Annotated in this window: 12 protein-coding genes; 8 read left to right on the top strand and 4 right to left on the bottom strand. The window is 63.1% G+C overall.

Going from position 1 to position 13,935, the window contains the following annotated elements; genetic code table 11:
* The first annotated feature begins 11 nt into the window (after window positions 1-11).
* The 5 genes from ASE52_RS01410 (at window position 12) to ASE52_RS01430 (ending at window position 5,786) form a co-directional block, all read left to right on the top strand.
* On the top strand, window positions 12-815 hold the full coding sequence (locus ASE52_RS01410; protein ID WP_057225069.1) for an ABC transporter ATP-binding protein: 804 nt from the start codon (window positions 12-14) through the stop codon (window positions 813-815).
* The gene (locus ASE52_RS01415) at window positions 812-1,711 is read left to right on the top strand and encodes a branched-chain amino acid ABC transporter permease (protein ID WP_010460501.1); all 900 of its coding nucleotides are present in this window, start codon (window positions 812-814) and stop codon (window positions 1,709-1,711) included. The genes ASE52_RS01410 and ASE52_RS01415 overlap by 4 nt, the downstream gene beginning before the upstream one ends.
* Window positions 1,708-2,754 carry a branched-chain amino acid ABC transporter permease gene (locus ASE52_RS01420; RefSeq protein ID WP_057223205.1) on the top strand — a complete coding sequence of 349 codons (1,047 nt, stop codon included), beginning with the start codon at window positions 1,708-1,710 and terminating at the stop codon, window positions 2,752-2,754. Before ASE52_RS01415 ends, ASE52_RS01420 begins: the two co-directional genes overlap by 4 nt.
* Before the next feature lie 264 nt (window positions 2,755-3,018).
* The gene (locus tag ASE52_RS01425; RefSeq protein ID WP_057223207.1) at window positions 3,019-3,489 is read left to right on the top strand and encodes a (2Fe-2S)-binding protein; all 471 of its coding nucleotides are present in this window, start codon (window positions 3,019-3,021) and stop codon (window positions 3,487-3,489) included.
* Window positions 3,486-5,786, top strand: a complete 2,301-nt coding sequence (locus tag ASE52_RS01430) for a molybdopterin cofactor-binding domain-containing protein (protein WP_057223209.1) — start codon at window positions 3,486-3,488, stop codon at window positions 5,784-5,786. The genes ASE52_RS01425 and ASE52_RS01430 overlap by 4 nt, the downstream gene beginning before the upstream one ends.
* Before the next feature lie 181 nt (window positions 5,787-5,967).
* Here the strand turns inward: ASE52_RS01430 and ASE52_RS01435 are convergent, their stop codons facing one another.
* A complete protein-coding gene (locus ASE52_RS01435) occupies window positions 5,968-6,357 on the bottom strand; it encodes a nuclear transport factor 2 family protein (protein ID WP_057223211.1) in 390 nt (129 codons plus the stop codon).
* A 144-nt stretch (window positions 6,358-6,501) separates the two neighbouring features.
* Here ASE52_RS01435 and ASE52_RS01440 point away from each other — a divergent pair, with 144 nt between their 5' ends.
* Window positions 6,502-7,482 carry an AraC family transcriptional regulator gene (locus ASE52_RS01440; protein WP_057223213.1) on the top strand — a complete coding sequence of 327 codons (981 nt, stop codon included), beginning with the start codon at window positions 6,502-6,504 and terminating at the stop codon, window positions 7,480-7,482.
* A gap of 83 nt (window positions 7,483-7,565) precedes the next feature.
* Here ASE52_RS01440 and ASE52_RS01445 read toward each other — a convergent pair whose 3' ends face one another.
* A complete protein-coding gene (locus ASE52_RS01445) occupies window positions 7,566-7,988 on the bottom strand; it encodes a DUF1810 domain-containing protein (RefSeq protein WP_057223214.1) in 423 nt (140 codons plus the stop codon).
* 1,006 nt (window positions 7,989-8,994) lie between these two features.
* Between ASE52_RS01445 and ASE52_RS01450 the strand changes: the two genes are divergently transcribed.
* On the top strand, window positions 8,995-9,882 hold the full coding sequence (locus tag ASE52_RS01450; RefSeq protein ID WP_057223216.1) for an alpha/beta hydrolase: 888 nt from the start codon (window positions 8,995-8,997) through the stop codon (window positions 9,880-9,882).
* A 47-nt stretch (window positions 9,883-9,929) separates the two neighbouring features.
* On the opposite strand, the gene ASE52_RS01455 is transcribed toward ASE52_RS01450, so the two are convergent.
* Window positions 9,930-11,624 (bottom strand): hypothetical protein, encoded by a 1,695-nt coding sequence (locus ASE52_RS01455; protein ID WP_057223218.1) that lies wholly within the window; start codon window positions 11,622-11,624, stop codon window positions 9,930-9,932.
* Window positions 11,625-11,788: 164 nt separating this feature from the next.
* Here ASE52_RS01455 and ASE52_RS01460 point away from each other — a divergent pair, with 164 nt between their 5' ends.
* Entirely contained in the window at window positions 11,789-12,292 is a 504-nt protein-coding gene (locus tag ASE52_RS01460) for an alpha/beta hydrolase (RefSeq protein ID WP_347230959.1), read from the top strand.
* Between the two features lie 229 nt (window positions 12,293-12,521).
* On the opposite strand, the gene ASE52_RS24860 is transcribed toward ASE52_RS01460, so the two are convergent.
* A complete protein-coding gene (locus ASE52_RS24860) occupies window positions 12,522-13,526 on the bottom strand; it encodes a putative phage abortive infection protein (protein ID WP_082606724.1) in 1,005 nt (334 codons plus the stop codon).
* Window positions 13,527-13,935: the final 409 nt, after the last annotated feature.

Below are 13,935 nucleotides of genomic sequence, written 5' to 3' on the forward strand. Positions count from 1 at the left end.
AAGGACATCGAATGAGCGCGTTGTTGAGTATTGACAACCTGAACGCCCACCACGGGCAGCTGCCTGCCGTGCGCAATGTGTCGCTGCAGGTGCGCCAGGGCGACATCCTGGCCCTGGTGGGGGCCAATGGTGCGGGCAAGACCACGCTGCTGCGCACGCTGGCCGGTGCACACCGCGCCAGCAGCGGCACCGTGCGGTGGGACGGTGTGGACATCACCCGCATGCCTGCCCAAGAGCGTGTGGCCGAAGGCCTGGCCCTGGTGCCCGAGGGGCGGCGCCTGTTTACAGGCATGACGGTGCGCGAGAACCTGCTGGTGGCGCGTGCAGCGGGGCGGCGCGGACAGTGGAGTTTTGACACCGTGCTGGACGCCTTCCCGCAGCTTGCGCCGAAGCTGAACGCCCGCGCTGGCGAGCTCTCGGGCGGGCAGCAGCAGGCCGTGGCCATTGGCCGCGCGCTCATGACCAACCCGCGCGTGCTGCTGCTCGACGAGGTCTCGCTGGGCTTGTCGCCCGTGGCTGTGCAGGGCGTGTACGAAGCGCTGCAGGGCGTGATGGGGCAGGGCACCACGCTGGTATTGGTAGAGCAGGACCTGCAGCGCGTGCAGGCCGTGGCCAGCCGCATTGTCTGCATGCTCGAAGGCAGCGTGGTGGCCGATGCGCCCGCAGACCAGCTCACCCGTGCGCAGATCACAGCGTTTTACTTTGGCGCGCAGCGGCCCGAAGCTGCGCCCATCAGTCACACCACGGGCAGTGCCGACGGCGAAGCTGCCAACCACGCGAGCCACATCCACCCCGCCCACAAGGAGGCCGCATGAACCTTCTCAATCAGATCGTCCAGGGCCTCTTGCTGGGCGGCTACTACGCGTTGCTGGCCTGCGGGCTGTCGTTCATGTTCGGGGTGATGCGCATCATCAACCTGGCCCACGGCAGCCTGACCGTGGTGGCCGCCTACCTGCTGTGGGTGCTGGCCGAGCCGATGGGCTGGCACCCGCTGCTGGCCCTGCTGGCGGTGGTGCCTGCCATGGCGCTGCTGGGCTGGCTGCTGCACAAGCTGGTGCTGGAGCGCAGTGCGCGCCTGGGCGCGCTGGTGCCGCTGCTGGCCACGTTTGGCTTGGCGAGCGTGATCGACAACGTGTTGTTCCAGCACTTCGGTGCCGACACGCGTTCGCTGGCCACCTCCATCGGCACGCTGGCGTACGACAGCTGGGAGCTGCCTGGCGGCCTGTATGTGGGGCAGCTGCCCACCCTGGTGCTGGTGCTGGCCGTGCTGTTGCTGGGCGGTCTGCATGCCATGCTGGCGCACACGGCGCTGGGGCGGCAGATCCGCGCAGCGTCGGAGGATGCCGACACCGCGCGCCTGGTGGGCGTGCGCACCGGCACGGTGTTCGCGGCGGCTTCGGCCATCACCATGGTCACCGTCACGCTGGCCGGGGCATCGCTGGCCCTGCGGGCCACGTTCGATCCGTTCTCGGGCCCGCAGCAGCTGATCTTTGCGTTTGAGGCCGTCATCATCGGCGGCGCGGGATCGCTGTGGGGCACCTTGCTGGGCGGCGTGGTGCTGGGCGTGGCGCAGAACCTGGGGGCGCAGGTGCATCCCCAGGGTTTTCTGATCGCAGGGCACGCCACCTTTCTTGTCATCCTGCTGGCCCGGCTCTACGCGAGCGGTGCGCTGCGCAGGTTCTTCTCTTCCCGCCGCAGGGCCGTGCCATGACTGTTCCAACGATCTCTGTTCCCTCCGCACCCACGAGCCCATCACCATGGGTCATCCAGCGCTGGACGCGCGCGTCCATCGCCTTCGCCAGCGCCACCGTGCTGCTGCTGGCCGTGCTTTGCCTGGGGCCGCTGTGGCTGCAGGCGGGCACAGTGGACCGGCTCACTACGTTGTTCATCTACGTGATCCTGGCCGTGATGTGGAACGCTTTGGCGGGCTACGCCGGACTGGTGTCGATTGGTCACCAGGCGTTCTTTGGCCTCGGGGCCTACGCCATGGTGCGGCTGGCCGATGCGGGCCTGGGCCCGTACCCGGCGCTGCTGGTGGGCGCTGTGCTGGTGGCCTTGGTGGCGGTGCCGCTGGCGGCTTTCATGCTGCGCCTGCAGGGCGGCGAATTTGCGATCGGCATGTGGGTGGTAGCGGCGCTTGCGCACCTGTGTGTGAACCTGGACAGCCTGGTGCAGGGCGAGACGGGCACCTCGATGATCGCGCTGCAGCAATACGCGGCCGACGACCGGCGCGCGTATACCTACTGGGCCGCGCTGGCCGCCATGGCTGGGCTGTGCTGGGTGGTCTTCCTGATCTTGCGCAGCAAGGTGGGCACGGCCGCCCAGGCCATTCGCGACAACGAGACCGCAGCCATCTCGCTCGGTGTGCGCGTGGTCGCCATCAAGCGGCTGGTGTTTGTGCTGTCGGCGTTTGGCTGCGCGCTGGCCGGTGGGCTGTGGCTGGCCACGTCGATCAGCTTTCAGCCCAAGACCTATTTCAGCGTGCAGTGGACGGCCTACATGATCTTCATGGTGTTGGTGGGGGGGATAGGCACCATGGAAGGCCCCATCCTCGGCGCGCTGCTTTTCTTTGCGGTAGAGACCCTGTGGGGCGGGCAGGGCGTGCTGTATCTCATCGGGCTGGGCGCCATTGCCATGCTGTTCGCGCTCTTCCTGCCCAAGGGCATCTGGGGAGCGGTGCAGCAGCGCTGGGACGTGCACCTGCTGTCGGCGGGCAACCGGGTGCGGGCACGCGAACGGTCCACGTCAGAGTGAATCGCCCCGAGCTGGAGTGACCTGCAGGCAGCGGCCTGCCTCGGCCGTGCAGCCGGGGCTGCCTGTGAGGAGGCACAGGCTTGTGCGCCACAGGCGTTGCCCCATCCGCAGGTTGGCAGGAATCCATGCACCAAGGATTGAGTGCACTGAATGTCAGTGCCACTCATTAGCTTCATTAATAAGCCCAAGAAGCCAGAGTGCCCTAGTCTGCGAGGCACGACGTCTGTACCGTTGCGCCCACTGAATGACTCAAGGACGCCAAGCATGACCACACTCCAAATCAACGGGCAGGTGCGCAGCACTGATGCGCCCGACGAAACCCCCTTGCTCTGGGTGTTGCGCGATGAACTCGGCATGACCGGCACCAAGTTCGGCTGCGGCATGGCCCTGTGTGGCGCCTGCACGGTGCATGTGGACGGGCAGGCCATCCGTTCGTGCCTGACGCCCCACGGCGCGGTCGCGGGCAAAGCGGTGCACACCATTGAGCATATGGAGCAAGACAAGGTCGGTAGAGTGGTTCAGCAGGTGTGGGTCGAACTGAACGTGGCGCAGTGCGGCTATTGCCAGGCGGGTCAGATCATGGGGGCGGTGGCGTTGCTCAAGGCCACGCCAACACCCAATGACCGGCAGGTCGATGACGCCATGAGCGGCAATGTATGCCGCTGCGGAACGTATCCCCGCATTCGTGCGGCCATCAAATTGGCATCGCGCCGTCTGGCAGGAGAAAAAGCATGACCGTTGCCACACCTACTTCCACTCACAAGATTGCACGCCGTCGTTTCCTGCAGGCTGCAGCGGCCCCGTTCGTGCTGGCTGCGGGCGTCGACGGTATCGCCCAGACTACAGACACCCCCAAGAAGTTTGGCGCTGCGTCCATGCCCGGTGGCACGGTTGACAACCCGCTGGTGTTTGTCTCCATCGCCACCGATGGCACGGTGACCATCGTGGCGCACCGTGCCGAGATGGGCACGGGCGTTCGCACCAGCCTGCCCATGGTGGTGGCCGATGAACTAGAGGCGCGCTGGGACCGTGTGAAAGTCGTGCAGGCGCCTGCCGACGAAGCCCGTTTTGGCAATCAGAACGTGGATGGCTCGCGCAGCGTGCGTCACTTTCTGGAGCCCATGCGCAGAGTGGGTGCGGCAGCACGCCAGATGCTGGAGGCAGCCGCTGCCGCACGCTGGTCCGTCCCCGTGGCCGAAGTGCAGGCGGTGCAGCATGAGGTGTTGCACCGCGCCACGGGGCGCCGGTTCGGCTTTGGTGAGTTGGCCGTGGATGCCGCCAAACAAAAGGTTCCGGCCACCGGCGAGCTGCGGCTCAAGGACCCGGCCCAGTGGCGCTACATCGGCAAGGGCCGGGTGGGCGTTGTGGACATGGCCGCCATTGCGCGTGGCCAGGCCACCTTCGGGATGGATGTGCGACTGCCCGGCATGGTGTATGCGGTGGTGGCCCGCCCGCCCGTGGTGGGTGGCAAGCTGCGTTCTGCCGACAGGGACGCCGCCTTGAAGGTGCCAGGCGTTCTCAATGTGGTGGAAATTGCCGGGTTCAGCGGCGCCGCGGCTTTTCAGCCACTGGGCGGGCTGGCCGTGGTGGCGCGCAACACGTGGGCGGCCACCCAGGGCCGCGCTGCGCTGAACCCGCAGTGGGACGACGGTGTCAATGGCAGTTATGAATCTGTTGCGTTCCGGCGTGAGCAGGAGCGGTTGGTCAAAGCGCCAGGTACGGTTTACCGCAACAGCGGCGATGCAGCCAAGGCGCTGAGCGATGCGCCCGCGGGCAAGGTGTTCAGTGCTGAGTACTACGTGCCGCATCTAGCGCATGCCACGATGGAGCCTCCGGTGGCCACTGCGTTGGTGACGGGCGACACGTGCGAGATCTGGACCTCGGTGCAGAACCCGCAGGCTGCGCTTGATGGCGCCGCCGCAGCGCTGGGCATCAAGCCGGAGAACACCAAAGTCAACGTGCTGCTGTTGGGTGGCGGCTTTGGGCGCAAGTCCAAGCCCGATTACGTGACTGAGGCCGCTCTGGTGGCCAAGGCCATGCCCGGCACGCCCGTCAAGCTGGTGTGGACGCGCGACGACGATATCCACCACGGCTACTACCATGCCGTGTCGCTGGACCGGCTGGAGGCGGTGGTCAAGGACGATGGCCTGCCCCTGGCCTGGCTGCACCGCACGGCAGCGCCCACCATTACCTCACTGTTTGCACCAGGCGCCAAGGCGGCTGCACCGTTTGAAACAGGCATGTCGGCCACCAACATGCCATTTGCTGTGCCCAATGTGCGCATTGAGCGTGCCGAGGTGCCTGCGCATGCGCGTATCGGGTGGTTCCGTTCGGTGGCCAACATTCCGCATGTGTTCGCCACGCAGTGCTTTGTGGATGAGCTGGCCCACCGCGCTAAAAAAGACCCGCTGCAGTACGCCCTGGCGCTGCTGGGGCCGGACCGCAAGATCGACCCGACCACGTTGTCCGACAGCTTCAACTACAGCGAGTCACCGGTGGAGTACCCCATCGACACCGGCCGCATGCGTGCCGTGGTGGAAGCGGCGGCACGTGGTGCCCGCTGGGGGCGGCGCCTGCCCAAGGGCCACGGGCTGGGGCTCGCTTTTGGCTACAGCTTCGTGACCTATGCCGCCACGGTGGTCGAGGTGGAAGTGGACAGCAAGGGCCAGGTCAAGGTGGTGGCGGTGGACATGGCGCTCGACTGCGGCCCGCAGGTCAATCCCGAGCGCATCCGTGCGCAGATGGAGGGCGCCTGCGTGATGGGGCTGTCGCTGGCGCTGAGCAGCGAGATCACCTTTGAAGCCGGGCGGGTGCAGCAGAGCAATTTTCATGATTACGAAGTGCTTCGGCTGCCGCAGTCGCCCCGCACCGTCCGCACCCACCTGGTGGGGGGTGATCCCAAGTTGCCCCCGGGTGGCGTAGGCGAACCACCGATGCCGCCCGTGGCGCCAGCGCTGCTCAACGCCATCTTTGCGGCCACAGGCAAGCGCATCCGGTCGCTGCCGCTGCGCGACCAGTTGGGCAAGGCCTGAGTTTTGCAAGGGATGTGCTGTGCGCTTTGAATGAAAGAACAATTTGCTATAAATTGAATAGCAATTAATTGTTTGTTAGTAAGCGCTGGGTGGCAATTTGGCTCAAAAAATGTCCAGCACACGCTGTTCCATCGGATGAGGCAGCGCGTGTGGGCACGGTCACGGTTGGTGGGGCAGCGGGTTACTGGCCCCAGAACGCGTCTTCCTGAGCCGGATTGCTGGAGAACAGGCGGACTTCAACGATCTTTCCATCGGCGATACGCAGCAGGTCCACGCCCGCCTGCTGGAGCGTGAGGCCGCCGCGCTCGCCTGCAAACTCGATGCTCACGGCCACCCAGTCTCCGTTGGCCATGTAGTGGTCGGCCCGGGTGATCGCAAACGTCCCTTGCGACACGGCCATCATCTGGCCGAGCATCTGGCCCACGGCGGCCATGCCACGGTGCGTGCCCGAGAACTGGTTGTGGCCCGGCTGGTGCCAGACCACATCGGGCGAGAGGACGCGGCCGAGGGTGGCCTGGTCCCCGGTTTGTGCGGCTTGGATGTAGGTCTTGGCGATTTCAATGGCGTGCATGCGGATTCCTTGGTGGTTTTGGGGCAACGCCCCTGGGGGCGCTGTGAGGTCATTGTTGGACAATAAAAGCCCCTGCAGGCGGTGAAAACTGGGAGATTCACTGTCACTTCAGGACAAACCCCTGCACCCCGCCGTTGCCGACCCATGACCCCACGCCACCACAAACCCACCGCAGCCCGCCACCCCGACATCCAGCACCTGAGCTACCAGCCCGAGGGGCTGTACCCGCTCGACCTGGAGATATTCCGGGTATCGGACCTGCGGCAAAGGGTGGGCGGCGAGGCGCTGGCGTCCACCTACCGCTACGCCTTTCCGACCCTGATCTTTGTGACTCAGGGAACATGCCTCCACCTGGTGGATTTTGAGCATGTGCGCTGCGGCCCGGGCTCGGTGCTGGTCCTGCGGCCCGGCAAAGCCCATAGTTTTGGTGACACCCAGGACTGGGACGGGTGGATGGTGCTGTTCCGCCCCGAGTTTCTGTGGGCAGCGGCCCCCGCCGCGCAGGCGCAGACCCCGATCGACGGGCTGGACGGCCTGCCGACCGCGTGGGCGCTGGGCAGCGACAGCGCGCCGGTGATTGCCCACGCCATTGCGCAGATGCACCAGGACACGCAGACCCACGCCGCATCGCTGCATGCCCATGCCTTGTTGCGCTATCAGCTCTATGCCTTGCTGACGCGGCTGCGCATGGCGCATGAGCAGCAATCTGCGCAGCCCGCACCCCCGGGGCGCGCGCTGCAGAGGTTCAAGGCGTTTGAATTGCTGGTGGAGAAGCACTTTGCCGCCTGGCACCAGCTGCCCCGGTATGCGCAGCAGCTGGGCTGCTCCGAGAAAAGCCTGGTGCGCGCATCGCTGGAAGCAGCCGGGGTCACACCCAAGGCCTTCATCTCCGCCCGCGTCGTTCTGGAGGCCAAGCGCCTGCTAGCCCACACCACCTGGCCGGTGGCGCGCATTGCCGAGAGCCTGGGCTACAGCGACCTGGCGAACTTCGCCAAGTTCTTCAAGCGCGAGGCCGGGTGCACCCCGACCGAATTTCGCAGCAGGCAGGCTGACAAATCGAAAGTGACGGCGGAGCGGGTGGAGGTAGCGGGTTTGCATTCACCACCCCTGCGTTCCCCCAACTGACTGGCCCGCCCGCCGCGTTGTAGCCGGCCTTGCCTACGACGCCAGCCATCCGATCGCATTGCTGCAGCCACGCAGCAAGCAAGCTATCCAAGCAGTTGCACCGTGCGCGGGTCTTTTTCCCCGCCGAAGTACTTCTGCAGCACCGCGTCGAAGACGCTGCCGGGCGCCGATGCTTCAGCAAACAGCGTCATGCTGGAGCGCAGCTTGAGGTCGTCTGGCGTGCCCAACACATCCAGCGCAGAAGACGCCTCCAACCCCAGCAGGATCTGGCAGCACTCGCGCAGGCGGCCTGCCAGCACCGGGTGCGCCAGATACGCCCGCGCCTCTGCCAGCGATTGAATGGCGTAGCGCTGCGCCATGTCGCTGTGCCCCAGCCCTTTGATCTGCGGAAACACAAACCACATCCAGTGCGTGCGCTTTTTGCCCGCCCGCAGCTCGGAAATCACGCGGGGCCAAACGGGCTCCTGGGCTTGCAGAAAGCGGTCGAGGTCAAGGAAGAGGGGCATTCCGGGAGCTTGGTGATGGACTGGCTGATGATGTCCAGTGCAGTGTCAGGCCGAGCGGGTGGCAGCGGTCAAATCTGGATGCATTTGAGTCAAGGATGAACCACACCAGGGGCAATGTCGAATGACAGTCTTGCTCGGTTCGACCCACCAACACGGCAGACTCTCTGGGCCGGCCAAGCCAAAACGGATTGCAAGGCCTGCATCGGCACCCTGAACGGCGTGAAACATCTCAGTGCAACAGTACGCTTGAGACATCCTTATCCATTCGTACCGTTCTGGCTCCAGCTCCGATTTTCTCCACTCAAGGCAGGCACTGCATTGCGAAATATGCTCAATCGCTGCATTCAGCTTCGTGTCCCCAAACAGGCTCGAATCGACGTCAAGGCAATCGTCCAATGCGAGACTTAGGGCCGTTCGATCGCCTTGATTTGCGTTCCAAAAAGTCTTGATTGCAGATCGAGAAGCAGCACAAGCATGCGCTGCTTGGATTGCACCCGAAGGCTCAGTGCCCATCAGCTGTTTGTCCTTGCTGGAAGTCATAGGGGTGGCCTGAAGTTTGAATTCACCGGCATGTACGGCTTTGGCCTCGCTGGGGCGCCGGCGAAATTGTGCCGCAGAGGGGTTTCGACAAAATTGGTGGGGGCGGGACCGGCAACGCAACTGGAACCGCGACGAAATCGCCGCAGACCCTCTCATCTTGCGCGCCCTCCACTATGCCTGCGCCCCGGGCATGAGCTTCAGCCGGCGTCTGTGGTGTCTGGGGACGTGGTTTAACCAGCCGTCGCTCCGCGTACTTGGGCTGGCGTGTTCACGGCTTGGGCCCCTGCATTTGACGCAGCTGCAAAAGCCGCCACAAGCGCCGTGAGAGTGGGAATGCGCATGGGGCTGGTTGGAGTTGATGGTGATTGGGAAGCCTCGGCACGGCAAAAATTGAATGGTGATGGAAGGTGATGGGTCCGGGAAATGTGACCGTGACACACCGCCACGCCCCGTGCAGAATGAACCGATGAGCACTACCACCACCTCCTCCTTCCAGTCCAACGCAGACGGCACCCAGGTCACCACCTACACCTGGGCCCAAACCCCGGGCCAACCTGTGGGCGTCGTTCAAATCTCCCACGGGCTCGCCGAGCACGGCGAGCGCTACGACCGCTTTGCGCGGGCGCTGAACGCCGCAGGCTTCATCGTCCACGCCGTGGACCATCGCGGCCACGGGCGCACTGCCGGTGGGCGGCTGGGAGACTTTGGCAGCGCTGGTTTCAACGGCCTCATTGCCGACGTGGCCCAGTTCGGCGCACTGCTGCGCGCGCAGCATGGGCCGCAGCTTCCGCTCTTCCTGTTCGGCCACTCCATGGGCTCGTTCGCAGCGCAGGCGGCCATCCTGGACCACTCCTCCACCTGGTCCGGCGTCATCCTGTCAGGCTCCACCGCCCTCGACCTGCTCGCCGCCGCCATGGCCAACGCCCCCGCTGATGCGCCCGCCGGGCTCGCTGCATTCAACGCGGGGTTTGAGCACCGCACCGGCTACGAATGGCTGTCGCGCGACGCCGCAGAGGTCGATGCCTACGTGGCAGACCCCTGGTGCGGCTGGGACATGCCGCCCGATGTGATCCCTTCACTTTTCGAGCCCGCCCCCCGGCTGGCCGACCCCGCGCTGCTCGCGCGCATCCGCAGCGACTTACCCATCCTCATTGCATCCGGCGATGCGGACCCACTGGCCGCAGGCGGGGTCTTGTTGGAGCAACTGGGGCAGCGGTATCGGGATGCCGGTGTGGCCGATGTGACGGTCAAGCTGTACCCGGCGGCGCGGCATGAGATCTTGAATGAGACGAATCGGGATGAGGTGACGGGGGATATCGTGGCGTGGCTGCGGGCGCGTTCCCGCATTGCGTAGTCACGGCTCCCGTAGCGGCAGTCTGTTGAAGCGGCTCCCACGCCAGTTCATGCGAACAGCTCTGCCACCCTTTCCAGGAATGCCTGCATGTTCAGCTCGGCGTCCAGCGTTTCGCGGGTGATGACGTCGGCGTTCCCGTGGCGCACGCCGTACTCAATGCGCAGCTGCATTTGGCCGTCGTCATCCAGTCCGTTTTCGTAGCCCATGCGGAACATGCGTGATATGTCGCCGCGGCGAGCCTGTGCCAGGAAGCGATGCTCGTCGAGGCCAGTGATGGGTGGAAAGCAAAGGCACACCACTTTGATCGCGCCCTCACCAGCCCTGCCGGGCAGAGTGGCTACATGGCATCCGAGGCCGTCCGGGGGGATGCGTGCGGAGCCAGGCAAGGTGGAGGCCTTGTCTTGCCACACGCGCGTGAGCTCGGATGCACCATCCGGACCTCCGAACCTGGCCCAAAAGCCACCTGGGTCTTTGCTCAGGTCCTGGTGCAAGGCTTCGGTCACTTCATAGTGGTGGCAGCGCCGCCCGCGCGGGTCGGGGGTGCGGAACTGCAGCGATGCAGGAATAGGGCGCAGTGCGGCCCGCCAGGCAGCTATGTCGTTCCAGTGGGCCAGTGGCGGCGTGTGGGCTAGCGTGGCGCGCACGGCCGCCAGGGCCTCGCGTTCCTGAGGCGCGCGCCAGTAGCTGCTGTGCTGCCAATGGTCCTCCAGCTCGCGGGCGATGGCGGGTGCCATGGGGTTGCCGTTGAGGTGAGCAATGATGAGGCGCTGCGCATGCGGGAAGACCTCTTCACGCAGGCTGCGCGAGCCATCGGAGCCGTCAGGGCGGCCCGACCAGGTGTACGCGTTGCGGTAGGGGGTACGCACCGTGTCGGCGCTCGCGTCGTTGAGCAGTTGGTCCAGCCCATGCAGGTCAGTGCACAGGCCCGCCAGGGGCAGAACCCGACCACATACCAGCGCAAGGACCGCTGGCAATTGCGACAGACGTTCGAGTGTCCAGCGGTGCAGGGATCCCGGCCCGGGCTCGAAAAACGCCATGCCCAACTCGAATGCGGTGTCCTGGTGAGGCTCGGGCCCCAGGGCTTGTGCCAGCACAGCGGTACAAGCGTCATGCCACACACGCAGGGTCAGATTCAGCACTTCATAACGCATCAGATTGACGGTCAGCACCTGGCGCACAGCACCGAGCCGTCGGGCGAAGACGATGGGCGCGCCTGGCTCGTCGGGTGGCGCAGCTTCCAGCTCAAAACCGCTGCCCGCCATAGCGCGCGCCAGGGCAGGGGCCAAAACTTCTCGCACCTCGCTCTCGCCGCGCAGCGCGTCTGGCGGGAGCGCCCCCCAGGGCCGTTTTTGGGCGGGCGCCACAGGCGTGGCGGCTTGCGCGAACTCGGTCGGCACTACCCGGCCGTCGGGCAGAAAACCCACCCCCAGCGCCGCGTCATACGCCACCAATCCCAGTGCACCGGCAATCTCCACAGCCGTCCGGTATGCGTTCATCTCGTCCACGTTCGGGAGGTCAAACTGCCATGCCGCGCGACGGCAGGCGTTGGCCTGCTGCAAGGGCGTGGTGCGGCCCCCGTCCTTGAAGCGATCCTCGAACCGCAGCGCGAACTCGACAAAGCGCAAGTTCTTGCCATCGGCACGCGCGTGCAGCAACTCGCGCATGGCCTCCAGCGCCGCAAAGCTCTCAGGCAGCGGCAGGGCATGGCGATCGGGGTCGAAGAGGTGAAGGCTAGAGGGCATGGCTGAGCGAAGACAAAGGGTTGGCTCACGCAGCTTAGCCGCTATCAGGGCCTGGCAGCTTCGCCGTACGAGAGGGACTTCACGCTCACGTCGCGTAGCAGCATGCTGGCCTCCCGCTCTTGCTGTTCGGGCACTCCATGGGCTAGTTCGCAGCGCAGGCGGCGATTTTGGACCAAGCATCCACCTGGTCCGGCGCGGTCCTGTCAGGCTCCACCGCTCTCGACCTGTTGGCCGCAGGCATGGCCAACGCCCCCACCGGGCTCGCCGCATTCAACGCTGGCTTTGAGCACCGCACCGGCTACGAATGGCTGTCGCGCGACGCCGCCGAGGTGGATGCCTACGTCGCAGACCCATGGTGCGGCTGGGACATGCAGGATGACGTGATCCCCTCATTCTTCGCACCCGCGCCCCGGCTGGCCGATCCCGCGCTGCTCGCGCGCATCCGCAGCGATTTGCCCATCCTCATCGCATCCGGCGACGCAGACCCGCTGGCCGCAAGCGGGGTATTGATTCAGCAACTGGGGCAGCGGTGTCGGGATGCCGGTGTGACCGATGTGATGGTCAAGCTGTACCCGGCGGCGCGGCATGAAATCTTGAATGAGACGAATCGGGATGAGGTGATGGGGGATGTGGTGGCTTGGCTGCGGGGGCGTGTTGAAGTGCTTTAGTCGATGCCCGAAGGGGTTGCGACAGATAAAGAACTGCCGTTGGCGATACTGTATTGGCCGGTGAAAAAGATGCCAGGCGACGGCCAGATGCGGTTTCTGTGGTAGCGATTTCTGAGCATCAATTTAAATTCCGTTGTCGCCAATCACCCCTTTGATAACGCTAAGGGCTCGTCTAAATACTAAGTCATACGTAACAATTTATAAAATTGAAATGTGGGGTATGTTCAGGCTAATATGTGTAGGGCTTGCGATCTCGTGTTCCTAAAACCGCATCTTTTTCGAAGCAAAGCGACGCGATTTGTTCATCCAGTGTCGGTCTTTCACTGTCGCGAGCAATGTGCTTTAGTAATCCATATTTTTCTACTAATGGCTTAAAATCAGCTCCATGGGAGGAGATGCAATTGACGGCTAGTAAGAATAGCTGATCTTTTCCAATTGTAGATCTAGCTATGTTTGCATATCGAATTTTAGATTTTGCATCGAAGTTTGAATGTTCGATCAACTTGAATACTTGAAACAAAGTTCTGAAATGCGGCCCGAGTTCATTTTGATTGACTGCATAGAATACGTCATAGAAAGAGCTGCAGTATTTCTGAAGACGTTGCTTTCTTTGATCGATGTCTTGGACATTTCCTATTTTCATACGCAGGGCTCGCCGAAAAATAGCCATCGCGCGTTGGAAGTCATGTCCCGATTCTTCGCCATCACGTTGTGAAGTTTGCCGAGCCCTCTTTGTTAGCTCACCCCGCAGCCTAAAACGCGGAGCGGCTACTTCTTTGTGAAGATTCAGAAGCTGAAAAAAAAGAGGTTCAAAGGACTGCTGCTTCTGTTGTTCTCTGGAGATCTGCAGCGAACGTGCTTGCATGAAGGTCGCTGCAGCAACGCCGGAGAAAGCTAGCGCTGCAAATAGAGCGTTAATTCCCCCGTACAAATCGCCAGCCTGACCTAGCGAGGCTATGTACTTCTCATTTTCGCCTTCAGAAACGCTCTCGGATGCATCTTTGTCCTGCTGGGCAACTCTTGTCGGTATGTTTGACTGATAAGCATGAGGCGATTTTTCTTTAATTTTCTCCAGCATCACGTGCGCACCAGTAGTACCCCAGAAGTACCACGCAAAACATACCGTCAATGGCAATGCAGTAAAAAGCACTAGCATTGAAATTTTTTCGGAGAACAACGAAAAAATCATCGCTATAGCGATTCCTGCTGAAAAACTTAGTAATGCGATTTCCATAATTTAACGATATCTAATGCGCCAGCAGCTTACGCGCCCAGCAGGTATAACCTGCACAGGTGTGTTTCGTTCGCCTACTGAGTGAATGCACGTAAGGCGTTCGCGTTGATGCCCGACCAAAAGGGTACCAAGGATGTGGGTTTTTGGTCCCATAGCGACAGCCATAACCTCATCGCTCTCGGATACATCGTCAACCAATTTTTTGAGCTTCTCAACAATTACGCCTAAGTCACTTAATGGAAGTACAAGTGGCGGGNCATCATCTTCTGCCATATAGCAAAGAAAACTATCCGGCTGAATGATCTCATGAACCGCCAATGTGGCATATTTGTCATATCCAAGGCCATATAGTGCGACCGTACGTCGTGTTCCGGCCATGGCGCCCTCGAATCCTGCAAGTGCACGTGTC

This window comes from Acidovorax sp. Root275, assembly GCF_001428965.1.
In the GTDB taxonomy this organism is placed as follows: domain Bacteria; phylum Pseudomonadota; class Gammaproteobacteria; order Burkholderiales; family Burkholderiaceae_C; genus Acidovorax; species Acidovorax radicis.

Excerpts from the sequence above, each read along its gene's own strand:
- ASE52_RS01410 (WP_057225069.1), top strand. The coding sequence starts at position 12 with ATGAGCGCGTTGTTGAGTATTGACAACCTGAACGCCCACCACGGGCAG.
- ASE52_RS01415 (WP_010460501.1), top strand. The coding sequence starts at position 812 with ATGAACCTTCTCAATCAGATCGTCCAGGGCCTCTTGCTGGGCGGCTAC.
- ASE52_RS01420 (WP_057223205.1), top strand. The coding sequence starts at position 1,708 with ATGACTGTTCCAACGATCTCTGTTCCCTCCGCACCCACGAGCCCATCA.
- ASE52_RS01425 (WP_057223207.1), top strand. The coding sequence starts at position 3,019 with ATGACCACACTCCAAATCAACGGGCAGGTGCGCAGCACTGATGCGCCC.
- ASE52_RS01430 (WP_057223209.1), top strand. The coding sequence starts at position 3,486 with ATGACCGTTGCCACACCTACTTCCACTCACAAGATTGCACGCCGTCGT.
- ASE52_RS01435 (WP_057223211.1), bottom strand. The coding sequence starts at position 6,357 with ATGCACGCCATTGAAATCGCCAAGACCTACATCCAAGCCGCACAAACC.
- ASE52_RS01440 (WP_057223213.1), top strand. The coding sequence starts at position 6,502 with ATGACCCCACGCCACCACAAACCCACCGCAGCCCGCCACCCCGACATC.
- ASE52_RS01445 (WP_057223214.1), bottom strand. The coding sequence starts at position 7,988 with ATGCCCCTCTTCCTTGACCTCGACCGCTTTCTGCAAGCCCAGGAGCCC.
- ASE52_RS01450 (WP_057223216.1), top strand. The coding sequence starts at position 8,995 with ATGAGCACTACCACCACCTCCTCCTTCCAGTCCAACGCAGACGGCACC.
- ASE52_RS01455 (WP_057223218.1), bottom strand. The coding sequence starts at position 11,624 with ATGCCCTCTAGCCTTCACCTCTTCGACCCCGATCGCCATGCCCTGCCG.
- ASE52_RS24860 (WP_082606724.1), bottom strand. The coding sequence starts at position 13,526 with ATGGAAATCGCATTACTAAGTTTTTCAGCAGGAATCGCTATAGCGATG.